The organism is Pseudomonas duriflava (genome assembly GCF_007830155.1).
Taxonomy (GTDB): Bacteria; Pseudomonadota; Gammaproteobacteria; order Pseudomonadales; family Pseudomonadaceae; genus Chryseomonas; species Chryseomonas duriflava.
In genome coordinates, this window is the sequence record NZ_VLKY01000003.1 from 100,062 (window position 1) to 117,500 (window position 17,439).

The window sequence follows — 17,439 nt, forward strand, 5'->3', positions numbered from 1 at the left end:
GCTGCTGTAACAGCCGCATTCGCGCATGTTGGTCGAGAAAATTACCAGCGGAAGATTTCCCACTGCGGAATCAGCATATCGGGCTGGTCCGAACGGATGAAGTTATTGTCGCCGTCGGCACGCACCAGAAAATAAGGCTTGCCGTGCTTGGGCGTCACCTTGATGGCATAAAGAAAGCCATTTACTCGATATTCCTGAATGGTTTTATCGCCGTCGTGGCGAATGGTCACGTCCGGCTCGGGAGACGGGGCGTCCTGGGCGAAAACCGGGGCCGCCGAAACGGCTAAAAGACCGACGAGTAAAAGTCGATTGAGTACACGCATGGTAACCTTGCCCTTTTGAATAGGTCAGAGGGAATTCTACCCCTGCGCCCTGCGAAAAGGTTGATCTCGCTCATGAGTCACGCACCTCTTATCCTGGTGGACGGTTCCTCTTATCTGTATCGGGCTTTCCACGCACTGCCGCCCCTGATGACGTCGACCGGAAAACCAACCGGTGCGGTCAAAGGCGTATTGAACATGCTGCTGTCCTTGCGCCGGCAGTACCCGGACAGTCCTTTTGCCGTAGTCTTCGACGCCAAGGGCCCGACCTTTCGCGACGAGCTCTTCGCCGAGTACAAGGCCCATCGTCCCGCCATGCCGGATGACCTGCGCAGCCAGGTCGAGCCGCTGCATGCTTGTATTCGGGCCTTGGGTTTGCCGCTGCTTAATGTCGAAGGCGTGGAAGCAGACGACGTGATCGGTACCCTGGCGCGCAGTTGCGCGGCGGCCAAGCGCCCTGTGGTGATTTCCACCGGGGACAAGGACATGGCCCAGCTGGTCTGCGAACACGTCACGCTGGTCAACACCATGAGCGGCAGCGTGCTGGACATCGAAGGCGTGAGGGAAAAGTTCGGCGTCGGCCCCGAGCTGATCATCGACTTCCTGGCCCTTATGGGCGACAAGATCGACAACATTCCCGGCGTACCCGGCATTGGCGAGAAAACCGCTTGCGGCCTGCTTAACGGCATTGGCGGCGGGCTCGACGTGCTCTACGCCAATCTCGACAAGGTAGCCACGCTGCCCATCCGCGGCGCTAAATCGCTGGTAACCAAGCTGGAGCAGCACCGCGATCAGGCATACATGTCCTACCAGCTTGCCACCATCAAGACCGATGTAAAGCTGGACGTGACCTTTGAGGAACTGCTGCCTGAAGAGCCGCACCGCGAAGCGCTCATCGCCTTGTACAAGGAAATGGAGTTCAAGTCCTGGCTAGATGACTTGTTACGCGAGGCCAAGGACAGCGGTGAACCATTGCCGCTGGGCGAAAGCGAACACGCTACCTTGGAAGTTAATTATCAGACAGTCCTGGAGCAGGCCGACTTCGAGGCCTGGCTGGAAAAGCTCAAGGCGGCGGACCTGTTCGCCCTGGATACCGAAACCAACAGTCTTGATGCCCATCAGGCGGATCTGGTCGGTATATCTTTTGCCGTGACGGCGGGTGAGGCGGCCTATGTACCGGTTGCGCACAGCTATATGGGCGTGCCCAGCCAGCTTGACCGCGATGCTGTTCTGGGCGCGCTCAAGCCGCTGCTTGAGGATGAAAACACGCTTAAGGTCATGCAGCACGGCAAGTACGACATGAACGTCTTTGCTCGCTACGGGATTACCCTGCGGGGAGTCGCCTTTGACACCATGCTCGAATCCTATGTGCTTGATGCCACCGCGACGCGCCATGACATGGATAGTCTGTCGCTCAAATACCTTGGCCACAGCACCATCCGCTTCGAGGACATCGCTGGCAAAGGCGCCAAGCAGCTAACCTTTGACCAGATCGCCTTGGAACAGGCCGGCCCGTATGCGGCTGAAGATGCCGACGTGACCCTGCGCCTGCATCAAACCTTATGGCCTAAGCTTGAAGCCACGCCAGCGCTAGCCAGCGTGCTCAAGGAGATTGAGATGCCCCTGGTGCCTGCTCTGGCAAGAATCGAGCAGAACGGGGCCTTCGTCGATCGCGAGTTGCTTGGTGTGCAGAGCCGCGAGTTGGGCGAGAAAATGATCGCGTTGGAAAAAGAGGCCTATGAGTTGGCTGGCCAGGAATTCAACCTGGGCTCGCCCAAGCAACTTGGCGAAATCCTATTCGTCAAGCTAGGCTTGCCGGTCGTATCCAAGACCGCCTCCGGCCAGCCTTCCACGGCCGAAGCGGTCTTACAGGAACTGGCTGACCAGGACTATCCGCTGCCCAAGGTCATCATGCAGCACCGCTCGATGAGCAAGCTCAAGAGCACCTATACCGACAAGCTGCCGCAACAGATCAACCCGTACACCGGACGCATCCATACCTCCTATCATCAGGCGGTGACTGCAACCGGGCGGTTGTCCTCATCGGACCCAAACCTGCAAAACATCCCGATCCGTACCGCCGAAGGTCGTCGTATCCGTCAGGCGTTTATTGCACCCAAAGGCTACAAGCTAGTGGCGGCGGACTACTCACAGATTGAGTTACGCATCATGGCGCATCTGGCCCAGGACGAAGGGCTCCTGTACGCGTTCCAGAACGATCTGGACGTGCATCGGGCCACAGCTGCCGAAGTGATGGGGGTGCGTTTGGATGAGGTGACGAATGAACAGCGTCGTCGCGCCAAGGCGATCAACTTTGGTTTGATCTACGGCATGAGTGCCTTTGGTCTCGCCAAGCAGATTGGCGTTGGTCGCAACGAAGCGCAGGCTTACATCGACCGCTACTTCCAGCGTTATCCCGGTGTGCTGGCCTATATGGAGCGCACCCGCGCCCAGGTAGTAGAGCAGGGCTATGTAGAGACCCTGTTTGGTCGTCGTCTGTACCTGCCGGATATAGGCTCGAAGAATCAAGGTATTCGCCGTGGTGCCGAGCGGGCTGCCATCAATGCGCCAATGCAGGGAACCGCAGCAGACATCATGAAGCGCGCTATGGTTCGGGTGGACGATTGGCTTCAAAAAACCGGGGTGGATGCCCGTGTCATTCTTCAGGTGCACGATGAATTGGTGCTGGAAGTGCATGAGGATGTGGTCGAGACGGTTCGTGAACAGCTGTGTCCGCTTATGAGTGGTGCTGCTGAGCTGGACGTACCGTTACTGGTCGAAGCAGGTGTGGGATGTAACTGGGACGAGGCGCACTAGAGACGGTGAGAAATCGTGCGGCCTAAAAAAGCAGAAAGGAAAAAGTTAACTTGTTCTCATGACATTTTTACGATAAACGGTGAACTTCTGAGCCTTCACTTAGTCATACGCACTGAATGGCTTGAAGAAGCCTTTCGATGCTCCTTTGCTGTTTAGTGTTGGCAGATTAACGGACCCCGCCCTAGCGGTCCGAAACTTAGACCCTGATCTTTCCCCTCCCCAATAGAAGATCAGGGTTTTTTTTGGCCTGGAGAAAAGTCAGGGAATGAGCAGTAATACAAGCGATGCACGGCGCATGATCCCGTTAGGATACAGTGCACCGCAATCATCTGAGCTTATTCCTCTATGCTGGCGCTCGCTTCGTCTTCAAGCAGGCCCAGCCAATCGGCCAGTACTTTATGGGCCTCTTCGATGCCCTGACGCTTCGGTGCAGAAAAGAGCTGAATACTTGCGTTATCGCCCCAGCCCTTCTTGATGTCGCGCTGCACTTTGAGCAAGGCATTCTTCGCTGCGCCAAAGGGAAGCTTGTCGGCCTTGGTAAGTAAAACATGGATCGGCAGCTGGCTGGCCTGGGCCCAATCAAGCATCAGTACATCGAACTCGGTCAACGGATGGCGGATGTCCATCATCAGGACAACACCTACTAGGCTCTGGCGGCTGCTCAGGTAGGCCTCCAGGTGTTGTTGCCAGTGCTGCTTGAGTGGAATCGGGACCTTGGCGTAGCCGTAGCCGGGTAAGTCGACCAGGCGGCGCTCTTCGTCCAGCTTGAAGAAGTTGAGCATCTGGGTACGGCCGGGCGTCTTGGACGTTCGTGCCAGGCTGGCATGGGTCAGGGTATTAAGGGCACTGGATTTGCCAGCATTGGAACGGCCGGCAAAGGCAATTTCATAACCTTCATCGGGCGGACACTGGTCTACTCGAGTAGCGCTGATTTGGTAAGTCGCCTGCTGACACAGGCCGATAATGGGGTTCTTGAATGTCATATCTGGTTCCGTTGGCGGTTATTCGCAGCGGCTTTTGCTTCCGTCCGACGGAGCTGCCTCTATAGAATGCCGCAGATTCTGCCTATGTATCGTGCCCGGGGTCGAGACTTGTCTTCTCCCGCCTCGCGCACAGGGACCGATGGATGAACATACTGATCGCAAGCCTGCTGCTTTTCGCAGCCCTGACGGGTATGGCCCAGGCGGCCGGAAGCATCGAGGCTGGACAGGGAAAATCCGTGGTATGTGGGGCCTGTCATGGTGTCGATGGTAACAGCGTCCTGCCTAACTTCCCCAAAATTGCTGGCCAAGGCGAGCGCTATCTGGTTGAACAGCTCAGGGCTATCAAGCGTGGCGACCGTGTTGTGCCAAAGATGATGGCATTCATGCCGGCCTTGAGCGATCAAGATATACAAGACCTGGCCGCCTATTATGCTGCACAGAAGCATAGCATTGGTGCGGCCGATCCGGCGCTCGTTGCGGCGGGGGAGTTGCTATACCGGGGCGGACAGCCGGAGCAGGGCGTACCAGCCTGTACGGGGTGTCATTCACCCGAAGGTGTTGGCAATGCCCAGGCAGGTTTCCCCTTGTTATCCGGTCAGCATGCCGCCTATACCGCCAAACAGCTCAGGGCATATCGGCAGGGGCGACGCACCACTGATGGCGAAGCCATGATCATGCGTAGCATCGCCCGTCGGCTGTCCGACACGGATATTGCTGCATTGGCCACTTATATCGAAGGGTTACACTAAGCGAAGTTGAACCAAGCCTGAATGTATCTTTAAAAAAGTGCCGGTTCGGCTAACCTTTCACCCTGGTGTGACCGTTACAATATTAGGGCCGTTGCCTGCTTCGTGCGAAGCGCGGCCTGCTTGCTGCAGACCCCTTCAGTCTAGGAGTACATTGATGCGTAACCTGATCTTTACCGCTGTTCTGGCCTTCACCGGTCTGTTCGGCGCGCTTGCCCATGCCCAGGAGTATCAGGCTGGCAAGGAATATGTCGAACTGAAAAGCCCGGTTCCTGTGTCACAGCCTGGCAAGATCGAAGTCGTCGAATTGTTCTGGTACGGCTGCCCACACTGCTATGCCTTTGAGCCTACCCTAAACGCCTGGGTTGGCAAGCTGCCGGAGGATGTGCACTTCAAGCGCGTTCCAGCCATGTTCGGCGGCGTTTGGAACGTTCATGGTCAGTTGTTTGTCACGCTGGAAGCCATGGGCGTTGAGCAGAAGGTGCATGACGCGGTGTTTAACGCCATTCACAAGGAACACCAAAAACTCGCTACGCCGGATGAAATGGCAGACTTTCTGGCCGAGCACGGCGTAGACCGCGAGAAATTCCTGAGCACCTATGACTCTTTTGCGGTGAAGGGGCAGGTTGAGAAAGACAAGAAGCTGGCCATGGCTTATCAGATCACGGGTGTTCCGACCATGGTCGTGAACGGCAAATACCGGTTTGATCTGGGAAGCGCCGGTGGTCCGGATGAAGCCCTGAAAGTGGCTGACTATCTGATCCAGAAAGAGCGCGCCGCTCAGTAACTCCAGGCCCGCTGTCCAGCGGGCTACCCGGCCGGGCCACGTATTAATCGTGGCCTGCCGTCCCCTCTCTCCCTATCTTCTCCTTCAAGAGCGTTACGGCGTCTTCTGCTAAAGCTCCGATCTTTTCGGCCGTTATAACCGGCATGATCCTTTTCGATGCGACGTGTTCCGCACAGACACCGGCTAAAACAGGTATAGCGGTCTTATGAAGTACACCTCTCGAGGCTTGTCATGAGTCAGGACGATCTCGAACGCTGGAAAAACAAGTACTTGGAAATCGTCGAGCGCCAGGAACAGGTCGAATCACGCTGGGAGGCGCGGCTCGATCTGGTGCGCCGTGGGTTGACCCGTACCAGTATCGCGGCCGAAGGCAACGATAAAAAGGTAGACGCTTGTCTAAACGACCTGCGCACTATCCTGCGCCAGAAGGATATGGATGAAGACCTGGCTCGGCTGATTCCGCGCCTGGAAAAAACGGTACTTGAGTCGGAACAGCGACGTAGCGAGCGAGCCGAGCGGGGCGCTCAGGCTTTTGCCGAACTGGCCCAGCTGCTGCTGGAGTTGCCGATTCCACGCGATATTCGCAAGCCCATTAAACGGTTTGCCAAGAAAGCCGCCGAATCGGCTGAGCAGCCAGGTGACTTTCCCTCGTTGCTGGTTGAGTTAAGCCGTTTGCAACGTGATGCCTTGAATGCAGTTCAGAGCGCCAAGCCACAACGTCCAGGGCTACTAGAGCGGTTATTGGGCAAGGGCGGTACGGAAGTGCCTTCGGTTCAGCAAGACACTAAGCAACCGGTTTCCGATTTCGACGATGACGCGGATGAAGACGACAAGCCGGTGGGTAACGCTCCTGCGGCGGTAGTGACCCTGGCTCCTGACGAACAGCAAACGGTAGATGAATCCGTACCGGCGGCTGAAGCGCTTTCTCCTACTGTAGAGAAAGTGGCGGAGCCTGTTCAAAGCGCTTCAGCCGACATTATTGCCCAACCAGACCAAGCGGCCACCGAGACGGCAGTTTCGGGCGAGTCTGTAGGTGAAATAGCTGACGCGCCGGTTACTGCGCTTGAAAGCGAGCACCCAGCAACAACGGAGGTTTCAAATACGGATGGCGATACGGCTATCGAGCCTTTGGTACCAGAGGAGCCTGCTCTTTCTGAGCCTGTTGTGCTGGTAGCCGAAACACCCGCTGTCGTTGATTCCTTGGGCGAGTCGCCAAGCGAGGACGAGGCCTATAGCTTGCCGCCTATGCCGGAGCCGGGTTACAGCACAATCGCGCCGCATATCGAGGCGACCTTGTTGCATCTGCTCGATGAGCTGGAGCTGCCGGACACTCACAAGCCGCAGGCGGAAGCCTTACGGGAACGCATGTATGGCCGGCTTAACTGGTATGAGCTGGTGCCATTGCTGGATGATCTGTCCGGTTTGGTTCTGTCGCTCAATGATCAGGGCCATCGGGAGTTCGAGGGTTATTTAAAGCAGCTCAACCATCGGTTGGAGGCGTTCCAGGATCATTTGCGCACGGTGAACGATGGCCATGATGCAGCCCGTGACGAAGAGCGAACGTTCAGCGAGAGCTTGTTGGGGCAGGTGACCGATCTACAAACGCATGTTCAGGCAGCTGCCGAGCTGGATGATCTGAAAGTAACGCTGGAAAGCCGACTCGACGGCATGCTGGCAAGTATGGAACGCTTCCAGCAGCAGCGCGCGCAGCGTGAGCAGGACATGGCCCAGCGGTTACAGGTGCTTTCGGAACGCGTTGTCAGCATGGAGGAAGAGGCCAACACTTACCGCAGTCATGTGGAAGAGCAACGCAAGAAAGCGCTGACCGACCCGCTGACCGGCTTGCCCAACCGGGCGGCCTGGAGTGAGCGCCTGGATGTGGAGGTCTCGCGCTGGCAGCGGCACAAGGAACCTCTCTTGCTGGCCGTTCTCGACATCGATCATTTCAAGCGAATCAATGACGACTTTGGTCATCTGGCAGGGGATAAGGTACTTAAGATCATTGCCGGCCAACTTGGTCGGCGTATCCGCCCGACTGATTTCCTGGCACGTTACGGGGGCGAAGAGTTCGTACTGCTGATGCCCAAGCTGCCGGCAGAAGACGGACTGTCTTTGGTCGAGGATCTGCGTCGTACAATCGAAGCCTGCCCGTTCCATTTCAAAGGCGAGCGCGTCACCATAACCTGCTCGGTCGGCCTGACGGCGTTCCAGATAGGCGAAGGTAGCAAGCAGGCTTTCGAACGTGCGGATCAAGCGCTTTATCGTGCGAAGCGTACAGGCCGGAACCGAGTCGAGCTGGCATGAGCCAAAGCTGGTAATAAATCTTTCGACTCTGTATGAGGTCCTTTAGCGCAATGCGTCTGCCCCTGCTTTTACTATTTACTGTTTTGCTCGCCGGTTGTGCCGGCGGGCTCAAAATCAATACCGATTACATCTCCAAGGATCAGGACAACCGTGTGCAGTATCTTGTGCTGCATTACACCTCTACGGACTCCAAAGGCTCACTTAAGACGCTTACCCAAGGCGGCGTGAGTGCGCATTACCTGGTCGATGAGGACGGGACCATCTACCGTCTGGTCGATGAGAGTCGTCGGGCATGGCATGCAGGCGAAAGCGAGTGGCAAGGACGTACTTGGCTGAATTCCAGCTCGATCGGCATAGAGATCGTTAACCCAGGGTACAAGGACACCCCGGCAGGTCGGGTCTGGTACCGTTATTCCGACAAACAGATCGATGCTGTAGTGGCTTTGGTCAAAGATATCCAGGCCCGCCAGCATATCCGGCCGGGCAACATTATCGGCCATAGCGATATTGCCCCGCAGCGCAAGGTTGATCCCGGTCCCTTTTTTCCTTGGAAGCGCCTGGCAGATGCTGGACTGATCTATTGGCCACAACCGGCCGTTGTAGCGCAGCGCATGGCTTCCTTAGGCAATTACCTGCCACCGGCCGACTGGTTTCAAAGCCAACTTGCCCGTCTAGGTTATACAGTTCCGCAAACCGGCATTTTCGACACTGCTACACGTAATGTTATTGCGGCCTTCCAGATGAAGTACCGTCCTGAGCGTTTCGATGGCCAGCCGGATATCCAGACTGCCGCCTTGATGCTGGCACTTCCGGATAATCGATAATAATGGGAAGAGGTAGAGCGACTGGGTGCGCTCTACCCATCAGGCTCGTCTGATGAATCAGGTCGGCAGGGTCATGAAAAACTGCGTGCCCTGGCCGGGACGGGAGACTACGCCAATCCGGCCGCCATGCAGCTGGATAATCTCCTTGCATAATGCCAGGCCTAACCCTGCACCGCCCTTCTTGGTACCAATCTGCACGAAGGGTTCGAATACTCGGCCCTGTTGTGCATAGGCGATTCCCTCGCCGTTGTCTTGCACGGCCATAAGCAGTCGATCGTTTTGGCGCATCGCCTGCAAGGCCACCCGGCCCCCTGACGGGGTGTGGCGCAGGGCATTACTGATGAGGTTATCGAGTACCCGACCCATTTGCGCAGGATCGAGCGTGACCCGCGGCAAGGGGGTATGCAGCAGCTCGACTGCCAGCTCCACGGATTTCTGCCGTGCCTCGTCGGCGTGGCGAGCGCGGGCCTGTTCGAGCAGTTCACCGATCTCGCTTGGTACTTTCTCCGGCCGTTGCAAGCCGCTCTGATAGCGAGAGAAGTCCAGCAGGTCATTGATCAGGCGGACCAGACGATGGGTTTCCTCATCCACGGTCTGCAGCAGATATGCCTCTCGCGAGTCTTCAGGAAACTTAAGGCGTTCTTGTAGCAGGGCGAAAGCCATGTGCATGCCGGTCACGGGTGTGCGAAGCTCGTGAGAGGCTCGCAGCACAAACTCATTACGGACCCGGTCGAACGCTCGCTGCTCGGTCACATCGCGCAGAATCATGAGCGCACCCACACTACGGCCGTCGGCGTGGTTGACCGGCGTCAGGCTCCAGGCGAGTAGGCGCGTTTCGCCCGCGATGTCGATTTCCAGGTCTTCTGGAACGGCGTCTAGCGGCTTGCCGGACAGGACACGCTGTACGGCTTCATCAATATCAGGTCGGAGCAGGGCCTCGCCCAGTAGTTGACCCTGACGCTCGTCGTCCCAGCCCAGCTGTCGGTTAGCAACCGGATTGGCATGCTCGATATGGCCCAGGTAATCCATGATGACCAAACCGTAATCGATACTGTCCAGCACCGCCTGCAAGCGTCGCTGCCCGGCCACCAACGCCTCGACATTGGTTTGGCTGAGCTGGCGCAACGACTCAGCCATAGAGCCGAAGCGGCGGCTGAGCAAGGCCAGTTCAGTTACTTTGGACGAAGGGAGGCTAATATCGAAATCGCCCTGACTGATCTGATCAGCCGCCCGGGCCAGGGTATCGATAGGCCCGCCGAAGCGTTTGGCTATGGTATTCGCTGTCGCGAAGCCGATACCTAGAATAGCGATACCGACCAGGGCGAGCAGCACGGCAATCAAGGTCGCACGGTTATGCGCCTGCTTTTGCAGGCTGTCCATGGTACTGATGAAGTCGGTCTGCAAATCATAGATACGGTTGCGCAGGCTGTTCACGGCTCTCCCAAAATCCGGATCTTCGCGCAGCTGCGCAAAGCTTCCAGGCGGCTGGTTAAGCTTTTCCGTGAACTGATTGTAGTCTTGCTCGATCTGACGCAGGGCCTCGCGGCCATCCCGGTCAGGACTCATAGCCTTGAGCTGGTCAAGATATGTATGGAATTCGCCTTCATGATAGGAAAGCCGCTCGATGGAGGGGTTTCCGTCGAGCAGCTCGTGCAGCTGGTTACTCAGCTCTTGGCTCATACCCAGCGAAGCATTGATGAACTCCAGGTTGCGCTTGTTGTGCGCATCCTGGGCCTGGGTAAATTGAAGCACGCTCACCAGGCCGATAATGAGGCCTAGCAGAGCCACCGTGATCAGCGCGGAGATGCTTAAAAATAACCGTGTCCGAAGTTTAATCGGCAGCTTCATAGCCCGTACTGCTTGCGTTTACGGTACAGCGTCGACGAATCGATGCCGAGAATTCTAGCGGCCTGATCAAGTGTTTCGCTCGTGGCCATGACCGCGGCGATATGCGCCTTTTCCAGCGCTTCCAGACTCATCGACTCACCCACCCGTGGAGCGCTGCTGGCGCTTGTAGGCTGTTCGGTAAGGCCCAGGTTGGGAACATCTACCAGGTCCTTGCTACAAATAATGCTGGCCCGCTCAATAACGTTGCGTAACTCACGCACGTTGCCGGGCCAGTCGTATTGACGTAGAGCTTCTTTGGCTTCATCGCTAAAACCATGGGCGGGGCGGCCGTAATCCTTCACGAACCGGGCGAGAAACCGCTCGGCGAGGTCAATGATGTCTTCCTTGCGCTCGCGTAGCGGCGGCAAGGTCAGCACTATCACGTTCAGGCGATACAGCAGGTCCTCACGAAATTCGCCTTCGGCCACCATTTGTTCCAGATTGCGATTGGTCGCTGCCAGGATACGCACGTCGGCGCGACGGGTAACCGGGTCGCCCACCCGCTCGTATTCCTTGTCCTGAATGAAGCGCAGCAGTTTGGGTTGCAGCGCGTGTGGGAAATCGCCGATCTCGTCCAGAAACAGGGTGCCGCCATCCGCCTGGCTGACACGGCCCAGCGTGCTTTCGCTTGCGCCGGTAAACGCGCCGCGGGTATGGCCAAACATCTCGCTTTCCATGAGGTCGGCGGACAGGGACGGGCAGTTGATCGTAACGAAGGTTTTCTTGGCGCGACGACTCCAGGCATGAATGGAACGGGCCAGCTCACCTTTGCCGGAGCCGGATTCGCCCAATATAAGAATATTGGCATCGGTTGTGGCGACCTGTCGGGCCGTTTCCAATACCGACATCATAGCCGGACTACGGGACTCCAGGCCCAGGCTGGACCTGCGTACCTCGCCTTCAAGTGCTTCCAGGCGTGCCGACAGCTGTCGGAACTCAAGCTGTTTGGCAGCCGCCATCCGTAGCTGGTCGGGGCTGCAAGGCTTGACGAGATAATCGGCGGCGCCTGCTTGCATGGCATCCACGGCAGTATCAACAGCCGAGTGGGCCGTCACAATGACGACACGCATCCAGGGGGCCTGGATACGCATCTGCTGCAGTACGTCCAGGCCGTTGTCTTCACCCAGGCGAAGATCAAGAAAGCACAAGTCGTAGACCTGACGCAGTAGCAGGGCCTCAGCTTGGGCCGCTGAATTGGCCGTAGCGACGGTATAGCCGGCGTCTTCGAGGCAAAAACGGAAGGTACGCAGGATCGCGGCTTCGTCATCGACCAAGAGGATACGTCCGCTCGGTTGCTCCATGGAATGGTTCTCCGTAAGTACATCCTGCGCCTGTATATAAAGAAGGGCGTAGGAGGTCTGTGCCTTAGTCAGTTCAAAGTCGTGCAAGTTGCAATATGCACGACAAATGATGCAAGTCTTTTGGAGAACTGTTGAGTAGATAGGAAAGCCCATAGCGTCATGCAAAACGCATGGAGGCTAGTCGCAGTGAGGTTTAAAGCTGTTTTTTAGCAATTAACTGAGTTCAGCGAAGACTGAAAAGAGCGCTCGATGACTGGCTTAGTAGCGAAGCGGTAAGAAAAAGAATACCGCTGCATTAAAAAGTTCGGCCGGTTCGATGATTTTTTCATAAGAGCATCGTGCAAAACGCAATGCTTAGAACCATGCATCTTGCAGGATGCATGTAGTCACGTAATAGTCTTATTTATAAATAATTGATTTTAAAGGATTTTTTATTAATTAAAACTTGGCACGCCGTCTGCAATATCTCTTGCATAGAGCCCGTAACGGCCACCAAATAGTTCAAGGAGTTACCTCATGATCAGCCAGACTGCACGCAACAATTTGCTCTGTTCGGCATTCTTCGCAGGCGCAGCAGCTATTCTGTTCGCCGCTGATCATTCCTCCACATCTAACGCTACAGCTGCCGTTCCGCACATCGAGATCGCTGCTCCGGTAGCCAAGCCTCTGGGCAGTCGTCTGGATGCATCTACCCAAAAAGTTGTTCCGGCACAGTCTACCCAAGAGCGTTTTCCTCGCCAGACTCGCTGGGTCTTCTAAGGAAGCACCACGATGACCGGGATCTCTATTACATTCGCTTTGACATCGGCTAGCGCCATAGTTCTCCTGGCTCTGCTGTACAGCATGATTTTGACCGGCCGCGCGCTAAAACAGACGGGCAGCCGGAACACTCAACGTTTTGAAGTATCCACACAAAGAGACGCAGTCCTTTCGGAGGATCGCTTGGCTGGCCGCAACCTCAAAAGTGCGGAAAGCTTGGCCCAGAGCCGCCAAGGTGTCTCGTTAACATTAGAAAATTAAGACGACGAGGAGAAGCATCATGCTAAGTTGGGCCATTACCTTTTTGATCATTGCCATCATCGCTGGTGTACTTGGTTTCGGTGGCATCGCAGGCACGGCTGCCGGTATCGCCAAGATTCTGTTTGTACTGTTCCTGGTCTTGTTTGTGGTTTCGTTCTTTATGGGCCGCCGCCGACCCTGACGGGAATAGGCGAATGTCATCAAATCGTAGCCGTGGGCTGGTTTGATGGCGTGGCTGAACTACACGTCCTGATGAGTCAGGACGTCAGGCCAAGGGGCCGGAATGCTTTGCGGTTAGGGAGCATTCTAAGGGTACAGGGAGTACCTTCGCGAAAGCGGGCATGGCTGGCATGTTTCCCAGGTGTTTTGATCCTTGGCCGTAGGCATTAGGGATCAAAACACCTGGGACTCACTTCCTTCCTCTGTTATTGCATCCGCATGGCTAGTTTGGCGACATGCTCGCCCTGATGGCTGGCTAGCTGCAATTCCTTCGCACTAGGTAGGCGAGAGCCGTCCGAGCCTGCCAGCGTTGCTGACCCATACGGCGAGCCTCCTCTTACTTCACTGATATCGGCCAGCATGGGATCAGTATAGGGAAGCGGTACGATCAACATGCCATGGTGCGCCAAGGTATTCCAGAACGAGGTAATTGTCGTTTCGCTACCACCACCCGTACCGGTTGACGTAAAAACACTACCCAATTTGCCGACTAGCGCGCCCTTGACCCACAGACCTCCAGTCTGGTCGAGAAAAGTACGCATCTGCCCAGCCATGTTGCCAAAGCGGGTAGGGGTGCCAAAAATGATGGCGTCGTAGTCGCTTAACTCCTGCGGGCTAGCAATTGGAGCGGCTTGGTCAAGTTTGGCACCGGCATTACGTGCAACATCTTCCGACATGGTTTCCGGCACGCGCTTGAGGGTGACCTCAACTCCCTGAACGCGTCGAGCGCCTTCAGCTACAGCCTCGGCCATGCGTTCGATATGGCCATACATGGAGTAGTACAACACCAGGATTTTTTTCATATCGTCTCCTTGCAGTTATTGCCACCGATAGTGGTCGTGGTAATGCCCTAACAGAGACAACAGCCGAACGGGATAATTGAACGACGTTTCGTACAGGACTGATCAGAAAAACAGGTTATAACCATCGAATTTGTTGAGACTGCCCTTTGAGTGGATGAGCTTTCTCTTGAAAGCTGCCCAATTCCAAAGGCCCTCGGTATCATCCCCGGCTGGTTTGGGGAGGAACATCATGCTGAACGGGTTATGGCTGGGCTTTTTTGTGGTTGCTGCCATTAGTGCGCTAGGCCGCTGGCTGATCGGAGACGATGCCGGTGTATTTGCCGCCATGGTGGAAAGCCTGTTCGCAATGGCCAAGCTTTCGGTCGAAGTCATGATTCTGCTCTTTGGAACCCTTACGCTATGGCTGGGGATTCTGCGTATTGCCGAGCAGGCAGGGTTGGTAGAGGTTTTAGCCCGTCTACTAGGACCGCTGTTCCGTCGCCTCATGCCTGAAGTGCCGCCCGGCCATCCTGCGCTAGGGCTTATCACCCTTAACTTTGCAGCCAATGGTTTAGGACTTGATAACGCCGCCACGCCTATTGGGCTTAAAGCCATGCGCGCCTTGCAGGAACTCAACCCTCAGCCGAATACGGCCAGTAATGCGCAGATTCTGTTCCTTGTCCTCAATGCGTCCTCGCTTACGCTATTACCCGTGACCATTTTCATGTACCGCGCCCAGCAAGGGGCGCAGGACCCAACGCTGGTTTTTCTGCCGATCCTGCTGGCTACCAGCGTCTCTTCCCTGGTGGGGTTGCTGTCTGTAGCCGTCATGCAGCGCCTCCGCGTATGGGATCCGGTGGTGCTGGCGTGGCTAGGCGGTGGTGCCGTGTTGCTGGGCGGTTTCATGAGCCTATTGGTTACGTTGTCCGCTACGGCCCTGGCAGGGTTGTCTTCCCTGCTGGGCAATCTGGTGCTGTTCGGGCTAATCCTCTGCTTTCTGCTGCTGGGTGCGCTCAAGCGTGTTCCGGTCTACGAGACTTTTGTAGAAGGCGCAAAAGAAGGGTTTGATGTGGCTAAAAGCCTGCTGCCCTATCTCGTGGCGATGCTATGCGCCGTGGGTGTGCTGCGGGCTTCAGGAGCGTTGGAGTTCATTCTTGACGGTGTTCGCCATGGTGTAACTTGGCTCGGTTGGGATACGCGCTTCGTCGATGCCTTACCTACCGCATTGGTCAAGCCATTCTCCGGCAGTGCAGCGCGGGCCATGCTGATCGAGACGATGCAGTCGCAGGGGGTGGACAGCTTTCCAGCCCTGGTTGCCGCGACGGTACAGGGCAGTACCGAAACAACGTTTTATGTGCTGGCCGTTTACTTCGGGGCGGTAGGCATCCAGCGCGCCCGGCATGCCGTTGGTTGTGCCCTGCTGGCCGATGGTGCCGGAGTGGTTGCGGCTATCCTGATCTGTTACTGGTTTTTTGGGTAAGGATCATTAGTCGCCAGGGAATTCCGCCATCCAGATACGCTGTACCTGGCGACGCTGCCGAATTGACGTAAATTGCTCGGTCTGTCGGCTTTCGGCGATCAACGAGCAATAGTGGTCCTCATACTGGCCGAGCCGGAAGCGGCGTCGTACGCCGATGGGCTGTTTGTCCGAACCATAAAAGGCGATGACATAGATCTCGAGCCCGGTGAAAGTCCAGCCCTCTGGCGGTTTCAACCCAGCCAGTTCTAGATCATGCGCCGCTGCTACACGAGCGATTAGGCGCTGAAACGTACCGATATGGGTGAAGTCCCCTGTTTTCAGCGGGCCCTGGCGGGTTGCCTTGTATAATTCCACCTCTTGGTCAAAATCATCTTCGCTGCTCTGACGCACATCTGTGACGTCCGCCTTGAGAGTGCCACGCGAGGTATGAAGATGCACAATCAGTTGATTGATGAAAATCGGCTCTGCACTCATGTTAGATAGCAGGCAGAGTGCCCCAACCCCTTTGCCCGCGCCGCGGTTGATAATCAGGCGAGGGCGCCGCTGCCGCTTGAAGCCACTGAGCAGTAATTGAGCATAGAAGACCCAGACCAATAGGGTGCAGCCTGAGATCAAAAGCGTAAGCACATCGCGGTATTCACGTAACCAGTCCAGCATCGAAGCTCTTCCTTATGACTCCACCTGAACTGGGAAAAGCAGGTGCTCTGAGGGTTCCATGGATCTCATGAGGTAGGCGGAAGAACCTCGACCCTGACACAGACGTCATATATAAAACGGGCCATACCCGTAAGGAGACGAGGCATGAAACGAGTCGGCGTATGCATAGCGGCCTGCTTGGCCAGCACAACCCTTTGGGCAGCGCCGCTGCCATGCGAACAGCTCAAAAAAGACATCGAGGTCAAGATTCAGGCCGCCGGGGTGACCTCGTACACCCTGGAAATCGTGCCGAATGCTGAAGTGACCGATTCCAATATGGTGGTCGGTAGCTGTGAGAACGGCACCAAGAAGATTTTGTACCAGCGTAACGATGGCTAGCCCTCAATAAGGCAGACACTGTTGTTTCCGGACCTTACCTAGTGAGCGCCCGGCCCTGTCCAGGAAAACGACACGCGGCTCGGTCATATAGGATGAGGCACGAACCTGATAGCGTTCTCCTGCTTTGAACGCTTCATACGTAATGCTCATGTAGCAGGTGATCCGGCGCGGTTCGGTTTGGCTAGACAAACTACCGCCGCCCATTAGAGGGCCGCCCATTTCGAACTGATAACGCACCACCAGCTCATGGGCACCCGGCGTAACCTGGAAATAGCGACCATCGGCGGTACGTTGGTCATCCAGTCGATCTGCCATGAGCAGGCTGGCTGCGCTCGGAGCCTCCAGGTGGAGCGCGACCCAGGCTTTGTCCGGGTTGGGTGAGGGCATAGGGCGGGTGCAGCCTGCCAGAATGACGATGCCAAGCAGCCAAACTCTATTCATGACGGTTTACCTGCTACTCAGGAAAGCGTTTAAACATCGCCGCAACGACTTTCTCCGCCTCGGGCCACTTCCTGTTGATTTTCATCATACAACTTGGCAACGGCTCGGAAGCCGGCCTGTTCAGCCTGCAAGCGGTAACGCTCGCCCGCTGAAAATTCCTTGTAATGCACCTTGAGTAGGCAGGTGCGCTGAAGAGGTGTCGCGCCAGGGCCGATGTTGGAGGGGTCGACTTCGAATTGGAAACGCACCTGAAGATCATGAGCGCCCGGTGGTACCTGGAAATAACGAGGGTCCTTCAGCTCGTGCGAGTCGGCTTTCGCTGCCTGAAGAACATTCCGTTCTGCAGGATGCAGGTCGACCCAAGCTTGAGAAGGGTCGGGTTTAGGCAAGGGCATTAATGAACATGCACTTAATGCCAAGGCAGGGCACACCAAGAGAAAACGACGCATGGTAGAGCTCCAAACGAGTAGGATGCGGCGAGGCGATGACGTAA

17 protein-coding genes are annotated in these 17,439 nt (G+C 56.3%); 9 read left to right on the forward strand and 8 right to left on the reverse strand.

What is annotated here, in order from left to right; all coding sequences use genetic code 11:
* Positions 1–41: 41 nt before the first annotated feature.
* Positions 42–323: a DUF2782 domain-containing protein gene (locus IQ22_RS04950; RefSeq protein WP_145139008.1), complete on the reverse strand. Its 282-nt coding sequence runs from the start codon at positions 321–323 to the stop codon at positions 42–44.
* A 72-nt stretch (positions 324–395) separates the two neighbouring features.
* Between IQ22_RS04950 and polA the strand changes: the two genes are divergently transcribed.
* Positions 396–3,137, forward strand: a complete 2,742-nt coding sequence (polA, locus tag IQ22_RS04955; protein WP_145139011.1) for a DNA polymerase I — start codon at positions 396–398, stop codon at positions 3,135–3,137.
* A 335-nt stretch (positions 3,138–3,472) separates the two neighbouring features.
* Here polA and yihA read toward each other — a convergent pair whose 3' ends face one another.
* Entirely contained in the window at positions 3,473–4,120 is a 648-nt protein-coding gene (gene yihA, locus IQ22_RS04960; protein WP_145139014.1) for a ribosome biogenesis GTP-binding protein YihA/YsxC, read from the reverse strand.
* Positions 4,121–4,263: 143 nt separating this feature from the next.
* Between yihA and IQ22_RS04965 the strand changes: the two genes are divergently transcribed.
* From IQ22_RS04965 to IQ22_RS04980, 4 genes are all read left to right on the forward strand, one after another.
* Positions 4,264–4,869 carry a c-type cytochrome gene (locus IQ22_RS04965; RefSeq protein ID WP_145139017.1) on the forward strand — a complete coding sequence of 202 codons (606 nt, stop codon included), beginning with the start codon at positions 4,264–4,266 and terminating at the stop codon, positions 4,867–4,869.
* A 154-nt stretch (positions 4,870–5,023) separates the two neighbouring features.
* The gene (locus tag IQ22_RS04970; protein ID WP_145139019.1) at positions 5,024–5,653 is read left to right on the forward strand and encodes a thiol:disulfide interchange protein DsbA/DsbL; all 630 of its coding nucleotides are present in this window, start codon (positions 5,024–5,026) and stop codon (positions 5,651–5,653) included.
* Positions 5,654–5,884: 231 nt separating this feature from the next.
* Positions 5,885–7,957: a GGDEF domain-containing protein gene (locus IQ22_RS04975; protein WP_145139022.1), complete on the forward strand. Its 2,073-nt coding sequence runs from the start codon at positions 5,885–5,887 to the stop codon at positions 7,955–7,957.
* A gap of 50 nt (positions 7,958–8,007) precedes the next feature.
* The gene (locus tag IQ22_RS04980; protein ID WP_145139025.1) at positions 8,008–8,781 is read left to right on the forward strand and encodes an N-acetylmuramoyl-L-alanine amidase; all 774 of its coding nucleotides are present in this window, start codon (positions 8,008–8,010) and stop codon (positions 8,779–8,781) included.
* 57 nt (positions 8,782–8,838) lie between these two features.
* On the opposite strand, the gene IQ22_RS04985 is transcribed toward IQ22_RS04980, so the two are convergent.
* Together IQ22_RS04985 and algB are read right to left on the reverse strand one after the other, a co-directional pair.
* Positions 8,839–10,629, reverse strand: coding sequence for an ATP-binding protein (locus IQ22_RS04985; RefSeq protein WP_145139028.1), 1,791 nt, complete (start codon positions 10,627–10,629; stop codon positions 8,839–8,841).
* On the reverse strand, positions 10,626–11,969 hold the full coding sequence (gene algB, locus IQ22_RS04990; protein ID WP_145139031.1) for a sigma-54-dependent response regulator transcription factor AlgB: 1,344 nt from the start codon (positions 11,967–11,969) through the stop codon (positions 10,626–10,628). The genes IQ22_RS04985 and algB overlap by 4 nt, the downstream gene beginning before the upstream one ends.
* 516 nt (positions 11,970–12,485) lie before the next feature.
* Here algB and IQ22_RS04995 point away from each other — a divergent pair.
* Positions 12,486–12,728: a hypothetical protein gene (locus tag IQ22_RS04995; RefSeq protein WP_145139034.1), complete on the forward strand. Its 243-nt coding sequence runs from the start codon at positions 12,486–12,488 to the stop codon at positions 12,726–12,728.
* A 280-nt stretch (positions 12,729–13,008) separates the two neighbouring features.
* Complete coding sequence (locus IQ22_RS05000; protein WP_145139037.1) at positions 13,009–13,170, forward strand: DUF1328 domain-containing protein; 162 nt, start codon at positions 13,009–13,011, stop codon at positions 13,168–13,170.
* Between the two features lie 244 nt (positions 13,171–13,414).
* On the opposite strand, the gene wrbA is transcribed toward IQ22_RS05000, so the two are convergent.
* A complete protein-coding gene (wrbA, locus tag IQ22_RS05005) occupies positions 13,415–14,011 on the reverse strand; it encodes an NAD(P)H:quinone oxidoreductase (protein ID WP_145139040.1) in 597 nt (198 codons plus the stop codon).
* Positions 14,012–14,240: 229 nt separating this feature from the next.
* Between wrbA and IQ22_RS05010 the strand changes: the two genes are divergently transcribed.
* Positions 14,241–15,470, forward strand: a complete 1,230-nt coding sequence (locus IQ22_RS05010) for a nucleoside recognition domain-containing protein (RefSeq protein ID WP_145139043.1) — start codon at positions 14,241–14,243, stop codon at positions 15,468–15,470.
* A gap of 6 nt (positions 15,471–15,476) precedes the next feature.
* Here the strand turns inward: IQ22_RS05010 and IQ22_RS05015 are convergent, their stop codons facing one another.
* The gene (locus tag IQ22_RS05015; protein ID WP_145139046.1) at positions 15,477–16,127 is read right to left on the reverse strand and encodes a hypothetical protein; all 651 of its coding nucleotides are present in this window, start codon (positions 16,125–16,127) and stop codon (positions 15,477–15,479) included.
* A 144-nt stretch (positions 16,128–16,271) separates the two neighbouring features.
* Here IQ22_RS05015 and IQ22_RS05020 point away from each other — a divergent pair, with 144 nt between their 5' ends.
* Positions 16,272–16,505, forward strand: a complete 234-nt coding sequence (locus IQ22_RS05020) for a DUF1161 domain-containing protein (RefSeq protein WP_145139049.1) — start codon at positions 16,272–16,274, stop codon at positions 16,503–16,505.
* A 3-nt stretch (positions 16,506–16,508) separates the two neighbouring features.
* Here the strand turns inward: IQ22_RS05020 and IQ22_RS05025 are convergent, their stop codons facing one another.
* Positions 16,509–16,946, reverse strand: coding sequence for a PA0061/PA0062 family lipoprotein (locus IQ22_RS05025; RefSeq protein ID WP_145139053.1), 438 nt, complete (start codon positions 16,944–16,946; stop codon positions 16,509–16,511).
* 29 nt (positions 16,947–16,975) lie between these two features.
* Entirely contained in the window at positions 16,976–17,395 is a 420-nt protein-coding gene (locus tag IQ22_RS05030; RefSeq protein WP_145139056.1) for a PA0061/PA0062 family lipoprotein, read from the reverse strand.
* Positions 17,396–17,439 lie beyond the last annotated feature (44 nt).

Bases quoted from the DNA above. Each gene is read 5' to 3' on its own strand.
- wrbA (WP_145139040.1), bottom strand. From the start codon at position 14,011: ATGAAAAAAATCCTGGTGTTGTACTACTCCATGTATGGCCATATCGAA.
- IQ22_RS05025 (WP_145139053.1), bottom strand. From the start codon at position 16,946: ATGAATAGAGTTTGGCTGCTTGGCATCGTCATTCTGGCAGGCTGCACC.
- IQ22_RS04970 (WP_145139019.1), top strand. From the start codon at position 5,024: ATGCGTAACCTGATCTTTACCGCTGTTCTGGCCTTCACCGGTCTGTTC.
- IQ22_RS04995 (WP_145139034.1), top strand. From the start codon at position 12,486: ATGATCAGCCAGACTGCACGCAACAATTTGCTCTGTTCGGCATTCTTC.
- IQ22_RS05000 (WP_145139037.1), top strand. From the start codon at position 13,009: ATGCTAAGTTGGGCCATTACCTTTTTGATCATTGCCATCATCGCTGGT.
- polA (WP_145139011.1), top strand. From the start codon at position 396: ATGAGTCACGCACCTCTTATCCTGGTGGACGGTTCCTCTTATCTGTAT.
- IQ22_RS04980 (WP_145139025.1), top strand. From the start codon at position 8,008: ATGCGTCTGCCCCTGCTTTTACTATTTACTGTTTTGCTCGCCGGTTGT.
- IQ22_RS04985 (WP_145139028.1), bottom strand. From the start codon at position 10,629: ATGAAGCTGCCGATTAAACTTCGGACACGGTTATTTTTAAGCATCTCC.
- algB (WP_145139031.1), bottom strand. From the start codon at position 11,969: ATGGAGCAACCGAGCGGACGTATCCTCTTGGTCGATGACGAAGCCGCG.
- IQ22_RS05030 (WP_145139056.1), bottom strand. From the start codon at position 17,395: ATGCGTCGTTTTCTCTTGGTGTGCCCTGCCTTGGCATTAAGTGCATGT.
- IQ22_RS05010 (WP_145139043.1), top strand. From the start codon at position 14,241: ATGCTGAACGGGTTATGGCTGGGCTTTTTTGTGGTTGCTGCCATTAGT.
- IQ22_RS05015 (WP_145139046.1), bottom strand. From the start codon at position 16,127: ATGCTGGACTGGTTACGTGAATACCGCGATGTGCTTACGCTTTTGATC.
- IQ22_RS04965 (WP_145139017.1), top strand. From the start codon at position 4,264: ATGAACATACTGATCGCAAGCCTGCTGCTTTTCGCAGCCCTGACGGGT.
- IQ22_RS04975 (WP_145139022.1), top strand. From the start codon at position 5,885: ATGAGTCAGGACGATCTCGAACGCTGGAAAAACAAGTACTTGGAAATC.
- yihA (WP_145139014.1), bottom strand. From the start codon at position 4,120: ATGACATTCAAGAACCCCATTATCGGCCTGTGTCAGCAGGCGACTTAC.
- IQ22_RS04950 (WP_145139008.1), bottom strand. From the start codon at position 323: ATGCGTGTACTCAATCGACTTTTACTCGTCGGTCTTTTAGCCGTTTCG.
- IQ22_RS05020 (WP_145139049.1), top strand. From the start codon at position 16,272: ATGAAACGAGTCGGCGTATGCATAGCGGCCTGCTTGGCCAGCACAACC.